Source organism: Legionella santicrucis (assembly GCF_001468135.1).
Taxonomy (GTDB): Bacteria; Pseudomonadota; Gammaproteobacteria; order Legionellales; family Legionellaceae; genus Legionella; species Legionella santicrucis.
This window is the reverse complement of record NZ_LNYU01000091.1, coordinates 443,865-468,696: the sequence shown is the minus strand read 5'-3', so window position 1 is coordinate 468,696 and position 24,832 is coordinate 443,865. Positions and strand designations below refer to the sequence as shown.

Here is a 24,832-nt window from a genome sequence, read left to right as displayed (position 1 = left end):
TGAATTCTATATATTATCATGACTTAAGTACGCTCCTTCATCTCGCTTTACTTGTGCATTCGTTTAGAAATTAGTGGATGAGTTATAGTATAACTCCTTCGCTTATCGCATTGATGCCCTCATTTCATCTTCTAGAGGCTCCGGTTGATTTTTTATTAAGTTCAGTCGCTCTTTAAAATCACGCGCTATCTGAAAAACTTCTGGGTTATCAACGGTGGTGTGAAAAACAGGCTTCTTATGAAATGTATCGCAAATCCTATTAATAAAACCTCTAAATCCAGTACTAAGGGGGATTTTTTGAGCATCCGATACGGTCTTTTCAATATGAGCTTCTACATTCTTTTGGAGTTTCTTCTCGTCAACAGGAATGTTTGCATATAGAGAAATTATGGCGTTGTTTATTTCTTTAGTTACTTTTTCGCAAAGATTATCTACAAATGCTTGTTCTATATTGGAAAATTCTTCATTGCTGGAAGCGTTTTTAATGGAATTTATTGTGTCGATATAATGTTCTATTTCGGGTGATTTATATGCATTGAGCAAGTTATTCGCATATTCTAGTTCCCTATCCAACATAGGTATTGTTTGTGTTTGTAAGGCTCTATTTTCCTTTAAGTGATTTTTGCACGCTTCTGCAGTTTGTAATATGGTGTTTAAAAATAATTGCTCATTTTTATCCTGAGTGGAATCAATTTTAATTTGTGTAAGAACGATGAGCTTATGTAACTCGTCTTTACTCATCCCACTATCAATAACAAAACAAGGAGTTTGATTTCGAGCTTCAGTTTGTAGTTGGTTAAATCTTTCTAATTGTTGCTCCAGCTCTGCTTTAGCCACCAATCTAAAACCTAGTTCATCTTTATTTTGTTTGAGTTCACTTTTATAGCGTGCTTTGTCTATCCCTCCTTCTTTTAATAAATCTTTTAAACCATGCTCAATTTCATGAGTGGTATCATTAATAATCTGAGTATTTACTTCCATCATTGATGTATATTGAGCAATTTTATTCGTAATGACATTTTCTACTTCTGCTTGGGGTATAAAGGCTACGCGAGACATATTTTTTCCTGAATATATTTGAATCATATTTTTTATAATAATTGAAACACATTAAATTAATATGATAACATTATGCACAAATAGAAGGGGGTTCTACATAAATCGTTTTGTTTTATAAACAAGGTTACGTTATGGATGTCTTGAGCCGGTGGTAGCAGCTAATGATTCGCTTTTTTATCTTGTATTCACGTAGGTCTGTTTTTGTTCTGTTTCTGTTTTTATTAATTTCTATTGCTCTTTAAAGTCCAGTAGTTTAATAGCCGAGAGCTTCAATGGTTGAATGGAGTCATCGCATTGAATATAGAGCGATGCCTTGTATGCCAAACTTGATAATAATGTTTTAAATGTCCAATGACCGTTTCAATTGTTGGTTGCATAAGACCCCAGAATCCATAATGAGCCTGAACGTATTAAACATTCGAAAAGTAGAATGGTTAGTTTTTGAAACATTAAAACTTATATTTCACAAATCATAGAGAGGTTAACTATTATAATGATAAATGAGCTAAAGAAATTATTAGAAGAATTCAACTCTGATATCGATAATGAAAATAAAAAGCATCCATTTACTCAAAAAAAAATGCTAATACAAAAACACAGCAAGGAAGTTTATGAAATTTTTTATTCTTTATTGAATACTTGGGAAAACGATAAAGAAATTAGTCATGAAAGCATTAAAAATACATTTGTACTAATTTGGAATAGAGTTCAAGGTACGATGCTCTCGTATACTGCGCTTCCAGAAGCTGCTGTAACAAAGTTTTTGATTAAAGTAGCCTGTAAATTACTTAAGGAAGATGATAAAGACTCTTACTCTTTAGTAGAGATTATTCAATTGTTAATGCCGACTCTTTTATTTGGAGAAAATCCTGAAATCTATAAGCCTGCAGCTTGGGGATTTAATTCAGGCTCTGCAAGTAGAATATCCGCAATTGCCTTTCAGGATGAGAATGACAAAGAAGCGGATGTAATTAAGTTTTTAAAAACTCATATTATCTCAGATTGTGGAACATATATCATCCCTCTTTGGGTATTGAACGTTTTAGAAAAAAAAGATAAGGATGAACCAATTCCTAATTATTATTATGAGCCTGGTGCAACTGATAATGAATGGTTAAGTGAATCTGAATTTGTTCGTTTAGGAAAGCATAATTTACTAACGAAGTCGATCGTGGAATCGTATGGTCGTATGCAGGAATATAAACAAGATAAAACTAATTTGCTTGGGCAGTTAAACATATTATTAAATTCACTTCATTATAATAGTGTTTCTGGTGTCGGAAAAGAGGAAATAGCTGGAGCTACTGCAGAGTTGTCTATAAGAAGATTTTTCGAATATTACAATGTTTTATGTGAAAAAATATCCTTTTCTTTAGATGATAAATTAAAACATGAATTAGGAATGTTACGTAAGTGTATCGGAGAGTATTCCTCTGGAGAGGCGCCAATTGCTCTTATACAGACCTGTATGGCAGCTAGGAAATCTTCGCTTCAAATGGCTATGATGGGAAAAGAAAGTTATCTGGCTGGCATTGGATTAGGGAAAAATGAAATAAGTGAGGTTATTGAAAACACGAAGAAGAAATTGCAAATTTCATTAGATGAACTGAATCAAGCAATAGAAACAGGTTCTGTAAATGGTTGTGATCATTTGCCTTTAACTAGAAAAATATTGGATATCTATGGTTTCAATTTACATAATTGTAGATTTGAGGAGTTAATCGATATTATAAACGATCTATCAGAGGAAGATATACGCATTTTATTAGATGATTTTTCTTATGTTAAATCATGGTCATATACTATAGGTACATTAGATAATATTATCAAGTTATTTCGCGAGTTAACACTGGTTAAAATAGGTGTTTTATGTGGTTACATGGCAGGTAGACTGAATAAAATTTTAAATAAAAAAGAAGATTACTATTTCCTAATCTCGTCCTTTTTAGATCCGAATGTACAGGAGGTAATTGTAAGGAATTTTGTTAACAAAGAAAACGTACTAAACAACGTTGGTTCTGAGAAAGGGTTGATGGAAATGTTAGTGCAATCCACCCAAGCATTTGATGTCGTCTGGAGGCAGTTTACGCAAAGCGAGAAGATACAAATTTTAAATACTAAAAACACTGATTCGGGAAATACATTGTTACATGATAGTATTAATCATGCTAATACTTTAAAACTTATTTTAAAATTTTTAGCTGATAATGACATGATAAATACATTCATTGTCCTGAATTTAAATAAAGATAACTTGCTTCATAGTGCTGCATCTAACGCCGAAAGTTTGAAGATGCTTCTTCAATGCTTACCACAGAAAGATCATCTGAATGCAATAAAAGCACAAAACAGGGATCAAGATACGGTATTGCACCTTGCAATGAGCGATACGGAAAGCTTGAAAATATTGCTGGAATTTATTCCGAGTCCCTCACTTTTAGAGTTAATTAAAATTGAAAACAGACGTAGCGAGACACCAATTTCTATTGCCTGCAAAAAAGCTGAAAACTTTAAAATAATTTTAGCTAAATTATCAGAAAAAGATCGCATGGAATTAATAAATCCATTTATTAGGGAAGACAAAAAAAATATTTTTAAAACCTATCTAAATTATAACCCTGATAAAATACAATTACTTCTAAATTTATTTCCTCCTAACGAGCGCATAAATATAGTTACAACTCAATTTGAAGATGGTCAAACTCCCTTCGACTTATGTGCACAAGCTCCTGATGCTTTAAAGTACCTTTTGCAGCAACTGCCTAAAAATGAGACGCTAAGAGTACTTACCCTTCAAACCAAATACTCACTCTCCACTATTTTTCATAGCGTCATTAGCTCTCCGCCTACATTACAAATACTATTTGATGCACTTACCGAACAAGAGTATTTAAAAGTGTTAGAAATAAAAAATAAATATAGTTTTTCTCTTGTAGAATATGCGTTGACGCATCACTTAGATAGTTTCAAATACATTGTTGAGCGTACCCCAAAAGACCATTTATTAAGGATCATTGAGGATATAAATGCTGAGCATTTTAATTCATTAGATGAGGTTACTTTTAGAGTATTAGGTGACTTATATCTTTCAAGTGATCGCTTTAATTGTAACTTTCTTTCGGCTATTGATATTACAAAATTTCCACAGTTAGCAGAATTAAAAAATAGACTGGTAGTAGAATCAAAAAATAGACAGGAGTTAAAATTCCTGCCTAGAGGTAACGATTGCTTGCTTCGTGTTGCTTCTATCCCTGAAACTTTAACGAAGATTCTTCGATACTTACCAGAGAAAGATCATCTGGAGCGAATGAAAGCAAAAGACAAGAAAGGCAATACGGTACTCCACCTTGCGATGAGCAATACGGAAAGTTTGAAAATAATACTGAAGTTTATTCCAAAGAATTTACTTTTAGAGTTAATTAAAATTCAAAATATGGAGTGCGAGACACCGATTTTTCTTGCCTGCCAAAACTCTGAAAACGTTGACATAATTTTAGCTCACTTATCCGAAAACGAGCGCATGGAATTAATGAGTCCGATTGATAGGAAAAACGAAAAAAATATTTTTAAAATTTATCTAAGTGAAAATCCTGATAAAATACAACCACTTTTAAATTTATTTCCTCCTAATAAGCGCTCAGATATAGTTACAACTCAATTTGACGATGGCCGCACTCCCTTCCACTTATGTGCACAAGCTCCTGATGCTTTAAAGTACCTTTTGCAGCAACTGCCTAAAAATGAGACGCTAAGAGTACTTACCCTTCAAACCCAATATTCATGCTCCACTGTTTTTCATATGGCCCTTGGTTCCAATGATGCATTAAAAATACTATTTGATGCACTTACCGAACAAGAGTATTTAAAAGTGTTAACAATGGGCGATAAATATAGTGGCTCTCTTGTAGAATGTGCTTTGAAGTCTCGCCTCAACTTACGTAGTTTCAAATACATTGTTGAACGTACTCCAAAAGATCATTTGTTATCTCTCATTGAAAGAATAAAATCAGAGAGCTTTAATTCATTAGATGAGGTTACTTTTAGATTATTAGGTGACTTATTTCTTTCAAGTGATCGTTCTGCTCCTAATTTTGTTTCGGCTATTAATGTTCAAAAATTTCCACAATTGGCAGAATTAAAAAATAGACTAGAGTCAAAGGTTAATCCGCAACCCCAGTTCGGAGTTTCCTAGAGCGTCGAATGATTTAAATTTACGCAGCTAAATTCATAGCGATATATAAATTTATCGCCATGGCAGTTCTGTTTAAATCATACTCATTAAGTCTTAAACCAATATATTTTGCTCTTGGTCCTTTTCGATTGCAAATGGAGGCAAGAGCATGCTCTACATGAGCCAGGGTTATTAGTACAGCATCTATTCCAGTTGACCAAAATGAATAATGATCTTAGTTTTGTCGCTAAACATATAATTGATAATCTCACCTCGAGAAATCCTAATCAATATCTAAGACTTAAACGAGAATTGGATAAAGATAATCCCCAGTAGATTTAAGTTTTACTTAAAAAACAGTCTATCTCCAACTTAAATAGTTAATAAATATTCAAACAATAATTAAAGGAAGAGAAATATATACATAAGGTAGACCATAATAGTGTCTTAAAAAGTCTGATTAGGTAGACTTTAAGTAGGAAACGAACTTCGAAATAGGGCGATACTTGAAAAAGAGATTTATTTAGCTTTTAAAAGAAGCAACGTTGGGAAAACTCACCTTAATTTTCCTTATTCTAGCGGTGAGTTATTTATAAGTTATTCATTTTCGCACAGCAAGGGCTTGAATAAATGTATATCCATAGTATAATTATACTATGGATATACATTATTGGAGTTACAATGTCTACTGTTACTTTAACTAAATGGGGAAATTCAATCGGAATTCGTATTCCCTCAGTTATCATTAAAGAAGCTCATTTACATCCTGGCGAAGAATTAGAAATTAGAGTAGATGAAAATGGCGTGCTTACGTTAATTCCAATCAAAAATCAGCAAGAAGGATGGTTAGAGCAATTCAATGCTGTTGTAGATGATAGAAGTGAGGAGGCTCATTTAAATCTAAGCAATGATTTTGATAAGGATGAATGGACATGGTAAAAATAAAAAGGTTTGATGTTTTTTTAGTAAACCTCGATCCTACAGTTGGTTCTGAAATAAAAAAAACACGTCCAGCAGTAATTATTTCACCTGACTCAATGAATTTGAGCAGGTTGAAAACAGTTATTATTGCTCCGATGACCAGCACCATTAAAGACAATTTTCCAACTAGAATATTGACAGAATTTAAAGATAAAAAAGGGCAGATTGTACTTGATCAGCTGAGGTCAATAGATCGCACTCGTATTGTCAAAAAATTAGGTGTTATTGAAAGGGAAGCTCAAAATAAGGTATTAGATCTTTTATCCATAATATTTCAAAAATAGTTTTCCCTTGGAAAGAGAGTCGTGCAATATTTCAGTCTACATGAATTAATTCTTCTTTATTTTGTTTTAGTTCTTCTTCATAGCGCAGCTCTTTTATTCTTCCACTTTTTAAAAGTTTTTTTAAACCAATATTTATCTCATAAGTAGTATCGACAATGATCTGAGTATTCATTGCTGCTATTCTTTGGAGATCGTCAATTTTTGGTTTTACGACTTTAATGACATCTTCCGGAGACATAATGGCTAAATGAGGCATTTTAACTCTTTGGTATGCTGAGTCTTTGCTAGCAAAATGCGAATCAACCCCTATTTATTAAGACTTAAGGTTCATTATCGCGGAATCTAGGGATGATATATCTTGTCCACCATAAAGTGTATTCACAAGTTTGCCCTGTGGATTAATAATAAAAGTGACCGGTACACCCATAATATCTCCTAAGCCTAAAGCAAACGCGGGATTAGATGCGAGAGAAGGATAAAGGATATTGAATTTTTTGATGAGCCTTTTTTGTTTATGTAAAGGTAACTCGTCATAATTGACTGCAAATAATGCGACAGAGTCATTTTCGTGTTTTTGATAAAAGCGATTGAGTTCAGGAATTTCATCAATACACGTTTTACACCAACTTGCCCAGTAATTAATAAGAATCCATTTTCCTTTCAAAGATGAAAAAGAAATAGTGTTTCCTTGAATGTCTTTAAGCTGTACATCTGCTTGGCTTATTGATGATATGGCCATTAAAATTAAAACAGCAAAAAAGGATTTTATTTTTGAATTCATAGCTATCTCATGTGTGCAAAAGATATGTTAACGATAAAAATATATTTTTTGTACTATACCAGAGAAATGCTATGATGGCTGCAATTTAAAAAAAAATTGAGCTTTCTCATGGCAAAACTCTATTTTTATTTTGCGGCAATGAATGCAGGAAAAAGTACAGTACTTTTGCAATCCAGTTACAACTACCGTGAACGAGGGATGCAAACTTTATTATTTACTCCTGCTATAGATAATCGTTACCAACAAGGAGTGGTGCATTCTCGCATTGGATTGTCTGAAGAGGCCTTAATTTTTAATACCAATGATGATCTGTACCAGAAAGTAATGAAACAAGGACAAAAATATGCGTGTATTTTGGTTGATGAAGCACAGTTCTTAACAAGAATCCAAGTGCATCAATTAACAGAAATCACCGATCAACTAGAAATCCCTGTTCTTGCTTATGGTTTACGTACCGATTTTCGCGGTGAATTATTTGAAGGAAGTCAGTATCTCTTAGCATGGGCTGATGAACTTGTCGAACTTAAAACAATCTGTCATTGTGGTCGAAAAGCAACAATGATCTTACGATTAAATGCACAGGGAGTCGTTATTACTGAAGGCGATCAGGTCGTGATCGGCGGTAACGATATGTATTCATCAACATGCCGCAAGCATTTCAAAATACGAGATCCAGGCATTACGATGATGGATACTGAGTTTTGTGAACAATCGATTCTTTAAAAATGAAGACTATTCTTCTGCGCGCTCAAAAAGTATAGCCATTGTGAGTGAACCTATAAAATATGAATAAGCAACTGCCCTTTTGCAAATGGGGGATCAATTGCCTGATTTCCAATGGCTATGTAATAGAACGCACACCGGAAATCGTGTTATCAACGCCTTGGTCGAAGGTGATGCGCTTTTCAACATCAATGGGTGATTTTTATTTAAAACAAACACCATCATCTGCTTTTTTATCGAATGAGCCTAAGATTATTCGGTGGTTATCCGAGCAACTCCATGCTCATGTGCCGAGGGTGATAGCTATTAATGATGATTTACATTGCTTTCTGATGAAAGATGCCGGGAAGCCTTTGCGTGAAACGCTTAAAGCTGGTTTTAAACCCGAACTATTGTGCCAAGCAGTGCAGCAATATGCCGCGATTCAACGTGCAACAGAAGCTTATATTACCACCTTGCTGCAATTGGGCATCCCCGATTGGCGGTTAGATAAATTACCTTTCCTTTATGATCAAATGGTCAGCCAAACCACTTTTTTAAAAACAGAGGGTTTAACGAATGAAGAATTGCAAAGATTACAAGCATTAAGCCCACCATTTTTAGCCCAATGCAACTTATTATCCAGCTATGGGATTCCTGAAACTATAGGTTATCACGATTTTCATGATAAGAATGTTCTTATTGATCAAGAGACTAAAAAGATGACCTTCGTAGATTGGGGCGAGACGGCTCTTATTCATCCATTTTTTTCGCTACATACCTGTCTTGAACAATCAATGATTCACCACGGCATAAAAGAAGGGGATGCTATCTATCAGAAGCTTCAAGAGGCCTGTTTGGAAAATTGGTTGAAATTAGCGCCAAAAAAACGGTTGTTAGAGGCATTTCTTTTAGCCAAACAAATACGGCTGATTTGGAGCACATTGGCTTGTTATCAGTTTATGTTAAGCGTAGATCTACATGCTTATAGGACTTATTATCTCAATAGGCTTAGTCCACTCGCAGGTTGTCTTAGAAAATATCTCAAGAATATGGAGGCTTAATAATTGATCTTTGTGATGTCTGATTGGGGGGTATTGTAGGCGGTATCAAATCCTGTTACTTTAATTTGCGTACGTCAAAATTATTTAAGGAGAAATTAGGATGATGTATTTAGTTACAGCGTCGCAAGGACCTGGTTTTGCCTCAAACGAAGAGACCATTGCTGTATTGGAGAATGGAATCCTTGCTACTTTTGATATGCTTATTCAACTTGAGCGTATGAAAAAAATTATTGCTGGAGGGGTTTTAGTCGGTGATAGAGCTTTTTCATTTATTTTAGACGCATCATCAAATGATGAAGTTGATCAGCTCCTTCGAGAAATACCTGGATGGGGTGTTCTAAAGTGGAAAGTGGTGCCCTTGCAAAGCTTTCAAAGCAGAGCTAATCAAGAGCGTAACCTATTAACAGAACTTAAAAAATAAGATTGTAGTCATTTTAATGTCACCGCCACATCTCTATTTAGTTTTTTCTTATTGTTAGTAAGGCGTATAAGAAAATGGAGTGGGATTAAATTTTGTCTCCTCTTGTGCTTTACTATCATTTCTTATCGTCTCAACTTTTTGAATAGGCTGATTTGAATTTGTTTCTTGTTTTTGAGATTGATTTGTTTTTAGTGTTGGTTTTGGGCTAGGTGGCATTAACTGCAACATTTTTTGGATACTATCAATAGGCTTAATAACCTCCTTCTCGGATTGGGGCAGTTTCGGTGATTGTTCTTGGTAATGTATCCCGCGATTACATCGTATTTGCTGCAAAGCCTCCCAATTTTCCTCCCAGCCAGTAGCAAAACCATATTTTTCTTTAAACCATTTCATCCCATGATCTAATTGAAAATTAGGTTTTATTAATGCTTCAGCGAGAATATGTCCGTTCCCATCAGGATCTGGGCCTTTTGCAAAATAAACGGTTGCCCTTCTTTCTTTTAAATCATCACTTAAATCGATTGCAACCCATCCTCTCCATGGACCCATATCACCTGTTTTAAACGCAGTAAGAGGTTTAGCATATTCATCAACTTCAAGTTGAAACCCTAAACATTCAGCCACATATTTTAGATCGCTTTGATTCGAAACCATCTTTTTTGCCCAGGGATCTTGAGTCATATGAATTTGGGGGTTAAACGCATATTGTAGTTTTTTATCATTCATCCATGCTTGCACAAAACGCACATAATCTTCGGCAGTAGTTATTAAACTATTAGCGGCACATGGTTTTTCGCCAAAACTGCTGTGGTCCATATGTAATGGATCGAACACATATTGATGAGCAAGTACTTCAAGGTTTGCGATATGCCCTCGTTTTGCTACTTCTTCAAGAATTTTGGCGCGGTACGGATTAAGCTCCTGTATATCAGTGAGTTTTTGTAAATTACAACTCATCTCTTCTAAGTTGATAGTACCGGTTTTCCCTTCACCCATAAGGTCAACAATTTTATACTTTAGATTCGGTGGATTAATAGAGACATACAGTTTATTTTTTTCAAAAACATCATTATCTGGCATGAGAGCAAGTTTTGGTTCGTGAAGTTTTTCAATAACTTTTTGCAAATAAAACAAGGGGAATCCTGAATATCGATAATATTCTTGGCTAGGTTCAAATTGATGATTCACTTGATTTTTTCGATTTAAATCAAAGCCAGTTTTATGAGAGAGAATCATGGCTGGTGTAAATGCATTAATTCGCGAAATATCCTCTTCATTAATTTCTTCATCATTTTTCCATACAAAACCATGTTTTTCGCAGAAAGACTTAAAGGGCAAAATATTATTAAAACCATTCATATCTAAAGAGAGTTTTCCAGCTTCTACAAGCTTTAATACTAGGTAAGTAAATACAGGTTTACTCAGAGACGCAGCTCCAAATACCGTGTCTTTATCTACGGTTTCATCTCCATAGCCATGAGTTACAGGAGCGCTGTCGCCTATCACCGTGGCGACACTTACTTGCGATATCATGGTTTTTTTCCTAATTCTTTCTATATCAGACTCTGCTGTGGGAGATTTAGATGTCAATGAACTCAAATCTTCAATAAGTGAGGTTGCGAATTTAACTGCCTTTTCTTTCATATTTTTCCCCTGGGTATTACTCAATTCATTATACTGAAACAGAGCTCGGTGATTGTATAAACTTTGTATTGATTGCTTTTTTTTGATGTGCCTAGAAAGGCAGATGGGGTATTTTGCGTGGGTAGTGGTACATAAGAGGTAATAACTTTGAAATTTGTGCTGAATTGATTGGAGAATTATAGGCCAGTATTACTACAATAATATTAATTCTCATAGAAATGTAAATAATGAAAGCAAACATACTGTTGATTGAAGATAACCTTAAATTAGTTAAGTACTTAAAAAAAATGCTTACGGATGAAGGATATCATGTGACTACAGAATCTCGAGGTGATAGCGCTGTTTATCGTATCATTAGAGAGCAGCCTGATTTAGTGATTCTTGATATCATGTTGCCAGGGATGAATGGTGAGCAGATTTGTGAAACAGTACGTGATGAATATCAGGGTAAGATACTGATGTTAACTGCCTTGAACACCGAGCAAAACGAGGTAGCAAGCCTTAAGCTTGGGGCTGATGACTATGTAACTAAGCCTGTTAAAGAGGAGGTATTAAAAGCGCGAATTATTGCACTTTTAAGAAGACCGAACGTCATTGAGGCGACTAAAAAAATCCAATTTGATAATTTAGTTATTGATTTGACAAAAAAAAGTGTAATTTATTCTGGAAAATATGTTGATTTAAGCCCAAGTGAATATGAATTACTGACTTTATTAGCAAAGAATGCGGATATTGTTTTGAGCCGAGATAATATTGCCTACGCACTACGTGGTAGAGAATATGATGGGATAGACAGAAGTATTGATCTTAAGATATCACGATTAAGAAAGATTTTGGGCGACAACATCGATCATCCTTATCGAATTAAAACGATTTATGGCAAAGGATATCTATTGCTATCGGACTCATGGGCGATAAATGATTAAATTATACTTAAAAACAATTTTTGCCTCTTTGTTCATCCTCTTTTTTATCCTTTTAGGCTTTTATCTATCCTTTACACATTCAATACGAATAATGTCTCAAAAAACTCAGGAGATTTTAGGCGTAGGTAATTTTTCCGCACTAGAACAAATAGTACTGAATTCAAACGCATCAAATAAATCTGTTGCGACATTCTCCACAGTAGCGTTTCGAAAGAGGTCTAATGAGGAGTTAAAAAAGTTATTTCCATCTAACCCTAATATTGCTCAAGTTATTGATATTAATTCCTTACCTTTTACAGATACGGAAACAGAACAATTGCTAGCAGATAAAATTGTTTATAAAGATGCAAAGAATCTTATGTTTTTGACATATAGTATTCATGATGTCTATGCCTACAAGCGAATTAATAAGAGTTCTTCTGTTTTAAAAGTACGGATGGGGGCATCGATCAATGATATGGTTAAAGGTGCAACCTATTTGATGCGAACTCTTATTTTGAACACGTTAAAGACTCTCCCAATGAGCGAATGGGAGAAGGCAATAATTCAGCTCCAGTTCCAGTATCAAATTCCTTTAAAACTCACATCAGTTCATAATAAAAATATTTCCCATAGAGCAAGAAACAGGTTAATAGATAATGATGTAGTTTATGAGATTCCATTTGATGAGAGTCCTATAACAACTGTTTATTTTAAAATTCCTGACAGTGATAAAATAATAACCGTGGGACCATTAAACTATCCCTATTTTTCACTGCGATTATCTGAGATTCAAGTATATTTTGTTATAACAATAACCTTTTTGACTATTTTTGCCGTGGTGGTTCTCACTTGGTTATTCAATAGAAATAGCGCAAAAATACATAAATTAACCCAGGAATATAGCCAAGGCCACTTTAACTATGATGTAAACCTAAATCGCTTTTCAACTTTAAGAGGCGTTTATGAAAATGTTGTTGCTATGGGCAACAAAATAAATTTACTGATACAGTCACAACAAAATATGGCTCGATTTGTTGCTCATGAAATTCGTACTCCTTTATACACCATACAATTAGCGATTGACTCCTTAAAAAAACTTAAAAGTCAGTTTAGCGAAGAAAACGAACACTTTGAAAGTATTGAAGAAGACATACAAGAATTGAATCGATTGATTCATACTTTTTTATTGTACTCACAAAGCGTTACAAGGGAACTTAAAATAAACAAGGAACGACTTAATTTACGTCAATGGCTTGATAACTTATTGAAAAATCATCAATACTATGAAGTAAAGGTATTATTTAATTACCAAAAAAGTGATAATGAATTTGTATCATTTGATCCCACGCTGTTATACCACGCTGTAAATAATCTCATTAGTAATGCGCTTAAATATGCCCATAAAGAAATAGTAATAAATTTGGAATATCAAAATAAATCAGTGATTATTCGTGTAGATGATGATGGTCCAGGAGTTCCAAAACAAGAGCGAGAAAAAATCTTTGAACCCTTTACAACATTAAATTCAACTGACACAACAGGCAAACATATTGGACTTGGTTTATCGATTACGAAGTCCATAGTGAGTTTGCATGGTGGATTACTTTTAATCACTAACTCGAAAATATTAAATGGAGCGAGTTTTAGTCTTATTTTGCCAAGAGAAACTTGACGCTTGCATGATGTTTCCTAAACTTATTGAAGCAAAATAGGGGGCATTCATACCTACAAGTTAATTTTTATTTTTTTCAAAAAACATAATAGTAAGCCAATCAGGGAGTTAAAGAGGTAAAGTAATTGTGAGCGTGCAATAAATCAATTGTAATTTTGGTAGGTAAATTCAAATTTTTGGTTATTTTGGGCTATGCTATAGGAGAGATTTGGAATTTAGAGTTCGTTGCAACATGGAGTGTATTCATGCGCGAAATTAAAGTAGAGCGATTAATTAAAGGCATTTTGGTGCGAGAAGGCGCTGGAGTGAAATTACAGCGATATATTGGTATAGAGCGAACCAATGATTTTGAGCCCCTGCTCTTGCTTGATTATTTCAATAGTGCTGATCCATTGGACTACATGGCAGGATTTCCTGAGCATCCTCATCGTGGTTTTGAAACGATTACTTATTTGCTTGATGGCAGTATTACTCATGAAGACAATAAAGGTCATAAAGGAGTTATTGGTGCAGGAGACGTTCAATGGATGACCGCTGGAAAAGGAATTATTCATTCAGAAATGCCTTCAGTTAACGGTCGATTACACGGCTTGCAACTATGGTTAAATTTACCCGCAGCAGAAAAAATGAAACCAGCGCGTTACCAAGAAATGTTAAGCACTCAATTACCCGTAGAAACAAATAATTCTGGGGCTCAAATTAAGGTTATTGCCGGTCAAACGGATATAGGTACAAGTTCACCAATTAACGGTATTGCAACTAATCCGTTATTTTTTGATATTATTTTGCCCCCCGGTGCGAGTGTACAACAACATATTCCCAATGACTATCAGGCTATTCTTCTTGTTATTTCGGGAACAGTTCATATCGATGAGCAGTTGGTTCAACACGACACTTTGGCAAAGCTAGGTTCAGGTGATGTTTTATTTTTAAGAGGTGAGACTGCCTGTCAATGCATTATGATTGCAGCTGCTCGAATTCATGAGCCTATCATGAGGCATGGGCCTTTCGTGATGAATAACCAGGAGGAAATAATACAAGCCATGGATGATTTTCGCAGCGGTAGATTCTGAGACCTAATGCAACATGAATGATTTTCTTGAAGTAGGTTTTTCATAAATTTGGTCTAAAATTGGATTATTAAGGATTATTTAGATAGATGCAAGTGAATAGGAGTAACGCCTATGCACCCAAGAAAAGAGCAATCAGCCAAAGAGATTTATAATATTGTCGATCAATATTGCGAAGCAAATATACGTGCTAAATATCATACAAATTCTGCCATATCTTTTGTCCTAGGTATTTCGGATGTTGATGCGCAGAAATTAATTAATAAAATTGTGATCGCATTACCGGATTGTTTTTTTTATTTGGCAAAACCTGAACGGATTAATGAAATGGTCAATTTTATTGCCCAACAGTATTTACTTTTTCAAGCCCAAGAAAACATCAATGATGAGCTATTCCCTAGCATGCTTATTAATTTCGTTAATAATTTAGTAGAAGAAATTATGCTTCGTTATTACTCAATTGTTGAATCAGGTGATTTATGAAAAGAGAAGAAATAATTCAAGCAATAGGATTTAGCGGTGATGATTTAGATAACCTATGCTTATTGGATAGAGTAATCAACATGACCTCTGACCAACATGATGAGTTAGGCTCCGAGGAAAAAAATCGCATGATTGCTTTTTTAGAAAAATCGATAGGGAATATGGAATTAAACAAAAAATTACTGGAGTTGGAGAAGTTAAAACAGCAAGATACAGGAATCAGCTTTAACGTGAACCGCTTGTTAACACATTTAACGTTTAAATCGAGGCACTGGCATGAAATTCGTTTTAGCCAATATGAAAATACAACTTTAGCCAGACGTGGGACTTTATTTGATCTTGCATCTCTTGTATCTGACTTGTCAATATTTGAGCGTATAGGTTTATTAATTGACTCTTCTTTTTTGTCCCAAATTTATAAGGATGCTAAAAAAGCATCAGAAGAAGGTTTTTCCAAAGAGCTTACTGCTTATCCTGATATGGCTTTTGAAATTAAAGCAATGAAAGGTGCACCTATGGTACCCCATATGGATTATCGAAAAGATGAATTTGTTTTAACAGAGTTTCTGTATAGCGAGGAATATAGAATTAAGTTGGATAAACTAATTGCAAGTGAAACAAAAGAGTACTTAAAAAAATATTTTGGGGATAATTGGTTACAACAACTAGAAAGTAAATTTGATATGCTTCAACGTGAAATCCATGATACTGAATTAATTGGGCCTCTTCATCATAAAGGCATTCACCCAGGAACCTCCGCACGGAAACATTTTCACGCTGAAGAGAGAAGCCCCGCTACGCTCATTTGTTCTCCATCTGTAGGTATTTGTACGGTTACTGCGATTAAGGCGCTAAATGACTATATTGTGCAAGAGCTAAAAAATAAAGGGGTACAAGAGATACCCCTCCACATAATTCAATTACCTATTAGCGAAAAAATCAAAGCATTGTCTCCTGCCGATTTTCTTGATGCATTAGATAAATACCAGGCTTTAGAACGATTGCCTGATGCTATTTAAGCCACTCAGTTAACAGTAATTCCATTTTTTTTCGTGCATCCTTGAGCGAATCAGAGTCAACTGATGAGGGGCTGTGTAAATCATCGCAATGAGCTGCACCTTGAATTAATTGATAAGTTAATCTTGGATTAATTGCATTACCATTTTTTTCGGCTAGAGATAAAGTAGACCAAGGATCATTTTCTCCATTTGTAAAATAAATATTGGAAGCCAGTATATTCATTAAGGGAAGATAAAATGTATGATTAAGCTCCATTGTATGGGCAGGTTCGGTTAATCCGAACAGCCGTTGACATACATTGTAGTGATAATCCAGGTTAATCAATGATGAGCGAGTAGAAAGAGCTGGGTTGGGATTAGCATTTTGCCAATATCCATACTCTTTACATGATTGATAGTACCATTGACGCATTCCTAAACCATTTTGATAATCATGTGGGTTTTCACTCATAGCGCCTTGAGCGGTCATTTCTACAGCTGTAGTCCTCATATCTTTATAAAGTTTTTTAGCAAAGTATGCGTAACCTTCAAGTGGTGTTGGATGTTCAGAAAGACTCGAGCAAAACGCATCGCGCATTCCATATTGCACTGCAGCAGCACCGGTATCTGCAATTAAATATAAAAAGTCGACAGGATCTTCAACAGCTGTGGCATCAAAAAGCGACTTAATTTGGGCAAATTTAACAGTATCCTCCATACTTGCCTCTACTTGATTGACTACTTCGCGCATTTGACTTGCGCATTGTGGGCCAGCAACTTGAGTAACATGAGCATCATATTCGATGAAATTTTCCTTAGCCATGACAGGGGCTGATGAAGCTAATGCCCCCACCACTAAATAAGGAAATTTCAAACGATAATAGGCTGATAAAGAGCCGGGATAAGAACCTCCAAAGGCAACCCATTGTCCATGCCAATTTTTTTCATTTTTTAAATGGCGTTGGAAATAAGCCAAATCATCTAGGGCTGCTTCCGTAGTTAAATAGTATAAGTCATTGGTTGATAGAGAGTTAAAGGGTAGGCTTTCCCCATAATAGCGATGTTCTAGTGCAACCAATTTGGCATGAAATTTTTGAGCATAATTTCTGATTGCTCCATTCAGCGCACGTTTGCTGCACGCTGATTCACCACAAATATAAAAAAAGACTGGTGAATCATCTTTAGGCCCGTATGTTTCATCAATATAGTAACGTTGGGAAAACGTTCCTGTAGCAGGATTATTATGATCGATTAATTGCTTAAAATAAGAAAGTTGAATGGTTTTTTCCGCGACTAACGGCGTTTTTTCTTCTAGCATTTGTTGCAAGTAACGTTCCACTGTTCCTGCATGCGTCAGGGAAAAAGTAGCGCAAAGACCGAGGAATAGTAGAGTATTTTTTTTAGTCAACATCATGTGCATCATCCTTAATGGTTTATAAAACTTTTACACTCAAAAATGAATCAAAGATTCGACCATCTATCAGAGTTTAAAAGGTCTAACTGGTATTTATTCTCAATTTTTGGAACGGTCGATTCGTCAAAAAATTGGAAAAATAGAGGTCGAATAAGATCGCACTGTATCATAAATTATTTTTAGGATTCATTATATAACTACTCAGTTTTTTAAAGCTTGTTGCCAATGATTTGTTGTGTTTTACTCATATCACGAATATATTAACTGCCTTTGTATTTTGAAATGTCTATGGATGGATTATGACTAAAAATATTTTTTTAACCACTTCAATTATAGCAGTACTTAATTTTGGAAGTGGTTTAACTTATGCTGGAACAAATATATGGGGTTTAAGTAAGGCTCATAAGGTAAGTAGCAAATCTTCAGCACCCTATACAGTTTATATTGGCTCTTATGCAAGCCAAAAGAATGCACGGCAAATGCAGTCCAAGTTTCAAGCAAAAGGATATAATGCTAAGATAAAAAGGGAAAAAAACTTATATGTAGTATATGTTGGGCCATTGAATACACTTCAAGCAGTGCATCAGTTGGCTTCAAATACACCATCTAGCCACTCACAAGCTACACATGTTAAACATCCAAAATTTAGTCCCATAGATGCTGTTCCGCTTAAATCGACGCACTATAATAAGAAACTGGCGGAGCAAATACCACAGTCAACTCAATATAGCGTTAAAGACGAAGCTGCAAATAAGATTAAATGCAAAGATTGCTCGCTGGAATATAATCATTGGTTTGTTCAATTACAAGGAGGGGTAGTTTTTCCTTTGAGTCAAAGTAATATCTTAGTCGATAATGGGTCTAATTTCCCACCTCCAGCAAATGTCGATTCCTATTCTGTTAAGCAGTCTAACCAAGGCACGATTGCGCTAACAGTTGGTGATCGAATTGCTACCCAGTCTTCGTTGATCAATCATTATACTTTAAGTGGGCGTTTGCAGTATGTGTTTTCGGCTAATGTAGGTGATACCATTATGCAATATAGCTTGCCAGAATTTCTTAATTACAGTTATGACTGGAAGCTTTCCACGCTCGCGTTAACTGCAGATACTAAATTAAATTTATTTAATTTTTCAAAATTTTCACCTTATGTTAATGGTGGATTGGGGGTCTCTTTTAATGAGGCTCGGTCATTTGATGAGACTGCTTTGCCAGGCATAACACCCCGAGTTAGCCCCTCATATGCGAATCATACTTTAACTCAATTTACTTACCATGTTGGCGCTGGCCTCGATTTCTCATTCGTACCAAATTGGTTATTTTCAGCAGGATATGAGTTTGAATCATTCGGTGATTTCTCATCAGGAAAAGGTCAGTCTACGTGGGCCGGAGAATCCTTACGATTGGATTCATACCAAGCAAATACCCTTTTGTTTGGTGTAACTTATCTCATGAATTAATAAAGGATTTTAATTGAATAACCACGGAACAAGATCGGGTGAATAGCGAAATAAGTATAACAAGTAGTTTGAAGTAAGCTCATGGGCTTATTAATAGTTTAACGATTGTGAAGGATGAGTATGGATATTATACGCACTAATACTGCACTATTATTGTCAATGTTTTTAATGAAAGGGTATGCGGCAGTCGATCCAGTTGCCTGGTCTCTTCTTCCAGAAAAGGGTTTCCCTCAAGTAAACTCTGGTGAAACAACCTCTGTCGTTTACACTTTGGCTGTGAATCCAAGATTCCCAGGACCAGTGGTTCTTCATACCCAGTTTGATAAAATCGGCGATACATTTTCTATTACAGATAAGTGTAATAATGTGGCGGTAAAACCCGGTGGTAAATGTCAGGTTATCATTCAGTTTACTGCCACTAATTCGACTCCATCTTCTATTCAGATGAGTTATCAATACAATAATAACGTGATCAAATTATCCAGATTAAATACATCAGTCACTGAAGTTCACGCAGATGTGGTGGGCTCCATCACGAATTTACCCACCCAATTCACCCTCAGTAATCCAGAGCAGCAGCCTGTGTTTAGCGTGACCTATACGAATACAGGAACTGCTAGTGTTATGGGTTATGCAGGTAATTCAGCAGGAACTAATCTTCTGTCAGCCTCTCCTGAAAGTGTGGCAACTGTGTCTGTTGTCGCCGGTGGAAACGGTTGTGGAACGATTAACAATCCGATTACTCTTGCTCCAGGTAACAGCTGTTCTATTAGTGGAAGGTTAACGCCGCATGCCGTCGGAAATCTCACGGTGGGAGGATTATTTACTTATAATAACGGTGCAAATACTGTAAATCCTACAGGTGAGACACAAGTAGTGAATGGCTCAGGACAATGTCAGTTGTCTGCTGCTACAAACTTGTTGTTCCATAATCCAACGTATCAATATTCAGATAACGTGCTTCAGTTTAAATTTACGAATCCATGCGCTACTGCCGTAACTTTAGGCGCAGTTAGCTATACATCTACAGGAGCCTCTTCCACAATTACACCTGGGGAACAATACGATCAGTGTTCTAACACGACGCTTGCTGCAAACGACAGCTGTACTGTTCTTGTTTCTGTTATTCCTCAGGGACTTGGTTTATTGAGCGTCAGCGCACAAGTTACTGCAGATTCGTTGACCGCCTCGGCGACAGCCGCTACAACGGTTCAAGCTCCGGGGTATACACATACGGTTACTTTTATAAATCAGTGCTCATTTCCAGTATGGTACGGTGTGTCACAACCGGCAGGTAGTGTTGATCCAACACAAAATCCTTCGCCTAATGCTTATTTATTGGCACCACAGGTTGATGGGCAGTTGTCTGCTGCCAAATCCATTACCATAACCGGTACTTATAATGGTCAATTTTTTCCAAGAACAGGATGTTCACAACAAAGCTCCAGTTCTAACTTCGTATGTGCCACTGGTGATTGTGGCTCTGGAGCTAATGCTCAATGCCCCAATGGAAATGTCTATGAGCCTTATACTCGGGTAGAAGAGACCTTTAGCTTAACAATACCCACACAAGGGGGATATGATGTTTCTTTAATCAATGGCGCAAGTATTCCTGCTGAGCTAAAAGGATTAGGGCCTCAGTCTTCACAGAGCAATTCACCGGCAGCTCCTTTTGTATGTTCTGGGGCGGGAGCACCGATTCAACCTCCTTATACTCCCTTTACCCCTCAATATCCTGCCCCACCTCCACCTGCTGGCCCTAATAATCCACCTACAACCCCGTTAGGAAATTGTCCATGGCAGTATACTGCGCCTTCTTCGTCACCCTTGTTTAACTTTGTTTCGAATACAACAACGGTAACGGATTGCAGCAGCTGTTCATCTCCCAATGTATGTGGATTGGCGTTTCAAACTACACCTTCTGCGGGTAATGTTGTATTAGCATGCGGTAATTTGCTTGGTTATTGGACCATTAATCAACTTTGCTCGAGTAACGTGACTTATGTAGGTGCGAATTCAGCAATGAATCCCAGTACGGTTTTTAATTGTAATAGCCCTATAACTAACTATTCCATTCAAAGTTATCCCATTGGGACAACCGCTTATGATATTTATTCTTGCACCCCACAAGGTTCGTCTCTTGAGAGTTGCTATAATAACAATAACTCCACTTGTTGCGGGGCAGTTGATTGGAACACAACGATGCCTTATTTGACTTGGGAGACTCAACAAGCGTATACCGCAAATACGGATTGGATTAATGGCGGCAGTGGTTCGAGCACCTCCAGGCTTTCGCCAACACCGCAGCAATCTATTCAGTGGTTAAAGGATGCCTGTCCTACCGCGTATTCCTATCCTTTTGATGATCACTCAAGCACATTTAATTGTAATACGTCTGATGCAGCACAACAAAATCAGGTCAATATGGATTTCGAAATAGTATTTTGTCCAGGAGGGATTATTGGTGATTTAAGTGAAAACCCCTAGGGATAATTTCTCCTACGACTAATGTGCATCGGCTTGTCCCTTTGCCTCTGAGCACTACACCCCGCGGTCTGTTTTCCTCGGGGTCCAGTGTTTTAATGCGGTACTTCTGGATTCTACGGACAAGTCGCAGAGCAGAGCTAGACTGGGTTTTTAGCAATGTGTATAAGATTCAGGGTTGCGCGGTTTTTTAGCAAAAAATTTAATCTATGATGTTCAAATCAATTTTTTTGGTGCTCTCAATATTCATATAATGATAACTGCTCTTAAAAAGTACCATAGCCAATGTATTTCGACTTGTTAGTTGTTTGTTTTTGTGCCATTATGGCGGCATTGTAAGTTTATTGGGCTATTCTTATGTTGAAAAAAATCCTCGGGTTCACCTTTGTTTTGATGTCATATGATGCCTTTGCAGTTAAAGAATTGGATTTGTACAAGGCCCCTTTAAGTAGTTTAAATCAATTTTTTCTCAAACAGCCTAGTAAAAAAACAGCTTATAGGGCTGGAACCTTAAGCACAGAAAAAAATACATTACAGCAAGTAAGTCGAACTCAAGATCATGCGGAGATTATTACGCGTTATCAACAAATGTACCAAGGAATTCCAGTGATTGGTGCGCAAATTATGATTGAGAATGAGCAGGTAAATGGACATTTGCTCGATGAAATTCATTTGAATACCCAACCAACGCTTAATCCTCTGCAAGCAATTGATATTGCGAAAAAATCTTGGTTTAGTTTTAATCTACAGATGCCTACTTACGAAGAGCTAAGCGAGTTACAAATTAGGGCGGGACAAAATGATGAACTTAAATTAGTTTATCAAGTTTCATTTAAAACTACCCAAAATGATAACAAACCTGCTTGGCCATTTTTTATCATAGATGCTCAAAGCGGTGAAATCACGAAGCAATGGAATAATATAAAAAACTATATGGATTCAGGACCTGGGGGTAACGAAAAAGTACATGAATATTGGTATGGAAAAGAAGGACTCCCTTTTTTGGAGGTGATGCAAGAGGGTAGCCAATGTATTATGGATACACCTAAAGTAAAGTTAGTGAATCTTGCCTCCGCTTGGGATTGGGGTGATTTGTTATCGACTCCTTTTCAATATACGTGCAACAATAATATAGAAGAAAATATAAACGGTGCTTATTCACCATCTAATGATGCTTATTATTTTGGACATATCATTGTGGATATGTATAGAGATTGGTATGGTGTTAATGCATTGCAACATGGTGATGGAACGCCAATGCAACTCGTCATGCGTGTTCATTTTGGCCTGAACTATGATAATGCTTTTTGGGATGGCCAATTTATGTCTTTTGGTGATGGGCGGGATTTTTATCCTTTGGTTTCTCTTGATGTTGCTGGTCATGAAGTAACACATGGTTTTACTGAGCAGCATTCAGGTTTAGAATATCATGATCAATCTGGAGCTCTTAATGAGTCTTTATCCGATATGGCTGGTCAAGCTGCGCGTGCCTATTTACTGGAAAAATTCCCTCAGCTTTATAATAAACTTTATTTGCAAGCAGATACGGTAACTTGGGGTATAGGAGAGACCATCGTTAGAGACTCATTTGGTAAAGCGTTGCGGTTTATGGATTATCCCTCTTCAGATGGTAGTTCCGCTGACTGCTTGGATAAAAAAATAGCACAAAGTCATGGTGCTTATTGTGCTATCAGTTATTCAGAATTGGTTGCTTATGCGAAGTCACATATTGCCAATCCCCAAGATAGGCAAAGCTTTATTGTTCATACAGCAAGCGGGATATTTAATAAAGCATTTTATTTATTATCCAAGGATATTGGTATTAAAAAAGCTTATGAGATTATGATATTAGCTAATAGCAAATATTGGACTCCTACTTCAGATTTTGTGAATGGTGCTTGCGGTGTGCTTTATGCGGCAAAAGATTTGGGTGTAGATCAGAAAATGTTCCAAACTATTTTTGGTCAGGTAGGTGTAAGCACCGCACGTTGTAAGATCTAAGTAACGTGTGATCTCTATAAAAGGTTCGATATAAAAATAAGCTTAGTTTTTATATCGAGCTTACTTGTGCTATAAAGGGATAGATCGCCACTGTAGGAATTGCACTTCATAAAAAAATAATTGCATCCCCTTTTATTTTTGCCCTTGCCCAATTCATAGAGTTTGTTTTTTGATCTATATGTTGTTTGCTGAACAATATAATTGGTATATAATTGCTGGATTTCATTTGCATTTGATCATCTAAGTTGGGAGTCAAATGGTTATTTTTTTTATTACGCTTAGCATTCTTTTATTAAGCTTGCTTTGCGGAACGGTGATGATTTTAAAGCTTATTCGACAACCTTCAGAGCCTTTATCGATAACTCAATATTTAAAATTAGGCATAAGTGGTATCGTCGCCTTTATTGCAGATACCTTGGGTATTGGTAGTTTTGCTATGAATGTTGCATTAGCCAAAATAATGGGCACCTTCCGTGATGATGAAATGCCAGCAGTAAATAATGGGGCTCAAGTTATTCCAGGAACAATTGAGTCCTTATTCTTTATGAGTTTAATTGATGTAGATTTAACTACTCTTTTAACGTTGATTATTGGTACTTGTGTTGGTGGCTTAGTAGGTGGCTTTATAGTAAGTCACCTAAGTAAACAAGCGATTCGTTTGTCAATGGTTTTCTGTTTTGCATTAATCATCATACTCTTAATTGCCCATAAGTTTCGTTTATTGCCTGTGGGTGGTGAATTAACAGAACTGCATTCATGGAAATTAATCGTGGGTTTTGGGGCAATGGTTGTTTGTGGTGCTCTTACATCGGTCGGAATTGGATTATTTGTTATGGTGCAATGTGTCCTATTTTTAATGAATATTTCACCGGTAGTTGCTTTTCCAATTATGACTACGGCTGGGGCTATGCAACAACCGTTAACGACCTTAGTATTTTTGAAGCATAATAAAATTCCCTTAAAGAAAACGATGATTTTAAGTATTTCAGGCTGCATTGGTGTTCTTATTACTATTCCTATTTTTATGCAATTGACTATTTCCTGGTTGCATGATCTTTTAATATTCATCTTGATTTATAACTTTTTTGCAGTGGGCCATACTTATTTACGGTCTCGATCAAGTAAAAAACTTACACAAGCGGCGGTTCCCGTTTCGCTTGTGGCGGCTGAATAAGGTTTATACTTAAAGCATCCCATTGGTGTCATGCGAAGTATATAGTATCATTATGTAAATT

General features: G+C 36.0%; 20 protein-coding genes. 15 read left to right on the top strand and 5 right to left on the bottom strand.

Features of this window, described 5'->3' with window-relative positions; genetic code table 11:
• Positions 1-102 precede the first annotated feature (102 nt).
• Entirely contained in the window at positions 103-1,059 is a 957-nt protein-coding gene (locus Lsan_RS19915) for a hypothetical protein (RefSeq protein ID WP_058515841.1), read from the bottom strand.
• A 493-nt stretch (positions 1,060-1,552) separates the two neighbouring features.
• Between Lsan_RS19915 and Lsan_RS19910 the strand changes: the two genes are divergently transcribed.
• The 3 genes from Lsan_RS19910 (at position 1,553) to Lsan_RS19900 (ending at position 6,495) form a co-directional block, all read left to right on the top strand.
• Positions 1,553-5,251: an ankyrin repeat domain-containing protein gene (locus tag Lsan_RS19910; RefSeq protein ID WP_058515840.1), complete on the top strand. Its 3,699-nt coding sequence runs from the start codon at positions 1,553-1,555 to the stop codon at positions 5,249-5,251.
• Between the two features lie 660 nt (positions 5,252-5,911).
• Positions 5,912-6,169, top strand: coding sequence for an AbrB/MazE/SpoVT family DNA-binding domain-containing protein (locus Lsan_RS19905; RefSeq protein WP_058515839.1), 258 nt, complete (start codon positions 5,912-5,914; stop codon positions 6,167-6,169).
• A complete protein-coding gene (locus tag Lsan_RS19900) occupies positions 6,163-6,495 on the top strand; it encodes a type II toxin-antitoxin system PemK/MazF family toxin (RefSeq protein WP_181951460.1) in 333 nt (110 codons plus the stop codon). The genes Lsan_RS19905 and Lsan_RS19900 overlap by 7 nt, the downstream gene beginning before the upstream one ends.
• Positions 6,496-6,526: 31 nt before the next feature.
• Here the strand turns inward: Lsan_RS19900 and Lsan_RS19895 are convergent, their stop codons facing one another.
• Positions 6,527-6,751, bottom strand: coding sequence for a hypothetical protein (locus Lsan_RS19895; RefSeq protein ID WP_058515837.1), 225 nt, complete (start codon positions 6,749-6,751; stop codon positions 6,527-6,529).
• A gap of 57 nt (positions 6,752-6,808) precedes the next feature.
• Entirely contained in the window at positions 6,809-7,276 is a 468-nt protein-coding gene (locus tag Lsan_RS19890) for a TlpA disulfide reductase family protein (RefSeq protein ID WP_058515836.1), read from the bottom strand.
• Between the two features lie 108 nt (positions 7,277-7,384).
• Here Lsan_RS19890 and Lsan_RS19885 point away from each other — a divergent pair, with 108 nt between their 5' ends.
• From Lsan_RS19885 to Lsan_RS19875, 3 genes are all read left to right on the top strand, one after another.
• Positions 7,385-7,999, top strand: coding sequence for a thymidine kinase (locus Lsan_RS19885; RefSeq protein ID WP_058515835.1), 615 nt, complete (start codon positions 7,385-7,387; stop codon positions 7,997-7,999).
• Positions 8,000-8,061: 62 nt separating this feature from the next.
• Positions 8,062-9,042 carry an aminoglycoside phosphotransferase family protein gene (locus tag Lsan_RS19880; RefSeq protein WP_058515834.1) on the top strand — a complete coding sequence of 327 codons (981 nt, stop codon included), beginning with the start codon at positions 8,062-8,064 and terminating at the stop codon, positions 9,040-9,042.
• Between the two features lie 100 nt (positions 9,043-9,142).
• On the top strand, positions 9,143-9,463 hold the full coding sequence (locus tag Lsan_RS19875; RefSeq protein WP_058515833.1) for a hypothetical protein: 321 nt from the start codon (positions 9,143-9,145) through the stop codon (positions 9,461-9,463).
• Positions 9,464-9,517: 54 nt separating this feature from the next.
• Here Lsan_RS19875 and Lsan_RS19870 read toward each other — a convergent pair whose 3' ends face one another.
• The gene (locus Lsan_RS19870; protein WP_058515832.1) at positions 9,518-11,107 is read right to left on the bottom strand and encodes a serine hydrolase domain-containing protein; all 1,590 of its coding nucleotides are present in this window, start codon (positions 11,105-11,107) and stop codon (positions 9,518-9,520) included.
• A gap of 227 nt (positions 11,108-11,334) precedes the next feature.
• Here Lsan_RS19870 and Lsan_RS19865 point away from each other — a divergent pair, with 227 nt between their 5' ends.
• The 5 genes from Lsan_RS19865 (at position 11,335) to Lsan_RS19845 (ending at position 16,259) form a co-directional block, all read left to right on the top strand.
• Positions 11,335-12,033, top strand: a complete 699-nt coding sequence (locus Lsan_RS19865) for a response regulator (protein ID WP_058515831.1) — start codon at positions 11,335-11,337, stop codon at positions 12,031-12,033.
• Between the two features lie 91 nt (positions 12,034-12,124).
• Complete coding sequence (locus Lsan_RS19860) at positions 12,125-13,687, top strand: ATP-binding protein (protein ID WP_162265630.1); 1,563 nt, start codon at positions 12,125-12,127, stop codon at positions 13,685-13,687.
• 245 nt (positions 13,688-13,932) lie between these two features.
• Positions 13,933-14,760 carry a pirin family protein gene (locus Lsan_RS19855; RefSeq protein ID WP_058515829.1) on the top strand — a complete coding sequence of 276 codons (828 nt, stop codon included), beginning with the start codon at positions 13,933-13,935 and terminating at the stop codon, positions 14,758-14,760.
• A gap of 111 nt (positions 14,761-14,871) precedes the next feature.
• Positions 14,872-15,240, top strand: coding sequence for a hypothetical protein (locus Lsan_RS19850; RefSeq protein WP_058515828.1), 369 nt, complete (start codon positions 14,872-14,874; stop codon positions 15,238-15,240).
• Complete coding sequence (locus tag Lsan_RS19845) at positions 15,237-16,259, top strand: hypothetical protein (protein ID WP_058515827.1); 1,023 nt, start codon at positions 15,237-15,239, stop codon at positions 16,257-16,259. Before Lsan_RS19850 ends, Lsan_RS19845 begins: the two co-directional genes overlap by 4 nt.
• On the opposite strand, the gene Lsan_RS19840 is transcribed toward Lsan_RS19845, so the two are convergent.
• Positions 16,252-17,652, bottom strand: a complete 1,401-nt coding sequence (locus Lsan_RS19840; protein ID WP_193392758.1) for a S28 family serine protease — start codon at positions 17,650-17,652, stop codon at positions 16,252-16,254. The genes Lsan_RS19845 and Lsan_RS19840 overlap by 8 nt on opposite strands.
• Before the next feature lie 299 nt (positions 17,653-17,951).
• Between Lsan_RS19840 and Lsan_RS19835 the strand changes: the two genes are divergently transcribed.
• From Lsan_RS19835 to Lsan_RS19815, 4 genes are all read left to right on the top strand, one after another.
• Positions 17,952-19,112 carry an SPOR domain-containing protein gene (locus Lsan_RS19835; RefSeq protein ID WP_058515826.1) on the top strand — a complete coding sequence of 387 codons (1,161 nt, stop codon included), beginning with the start codon at positions 17,952-17,954 and terminating at the stop codon, positions 19,110-19,112.
• A 120-nt stretch (positions 19,113-19,232) separates the two neighbouring features.
• Complete coding sequence (locus Lsan_RS19830) at positions 19,233-21,599, top strand: thaumatin family protein (RefSeq protein WP_058515825.1); 2,367 nt, start codon at positions 19,233-19,235, stop codon at positions 21,597-21,599.
• 354 nt (positions 21,600-21,953) lie between these two features.
• Positions 21,954-23,597, top strand: coding sequence for a M4 family metallopeptidase (locus tag Lsan_RS19825; RefSeq protein ID WP_058515824.1), 1,644 nt, complete (start codon positions 21,954-21,956; stop codon positions 23,595-23,597).
• Between the two features lie 256 nt (positions 23,598-23,853).
• Positions 23,854-24,771, top strand: coding sequence for a sulfite exporter TauE/SafE family protein (locus Lsan_RS19815; protein WP_058515823.1), 918 nt, complete (start codon positions 23,854-23,856; stop codon positions 24,769-24,771).
• Positions 24,772-24,832: the final 61 nt, after the last annotated feature.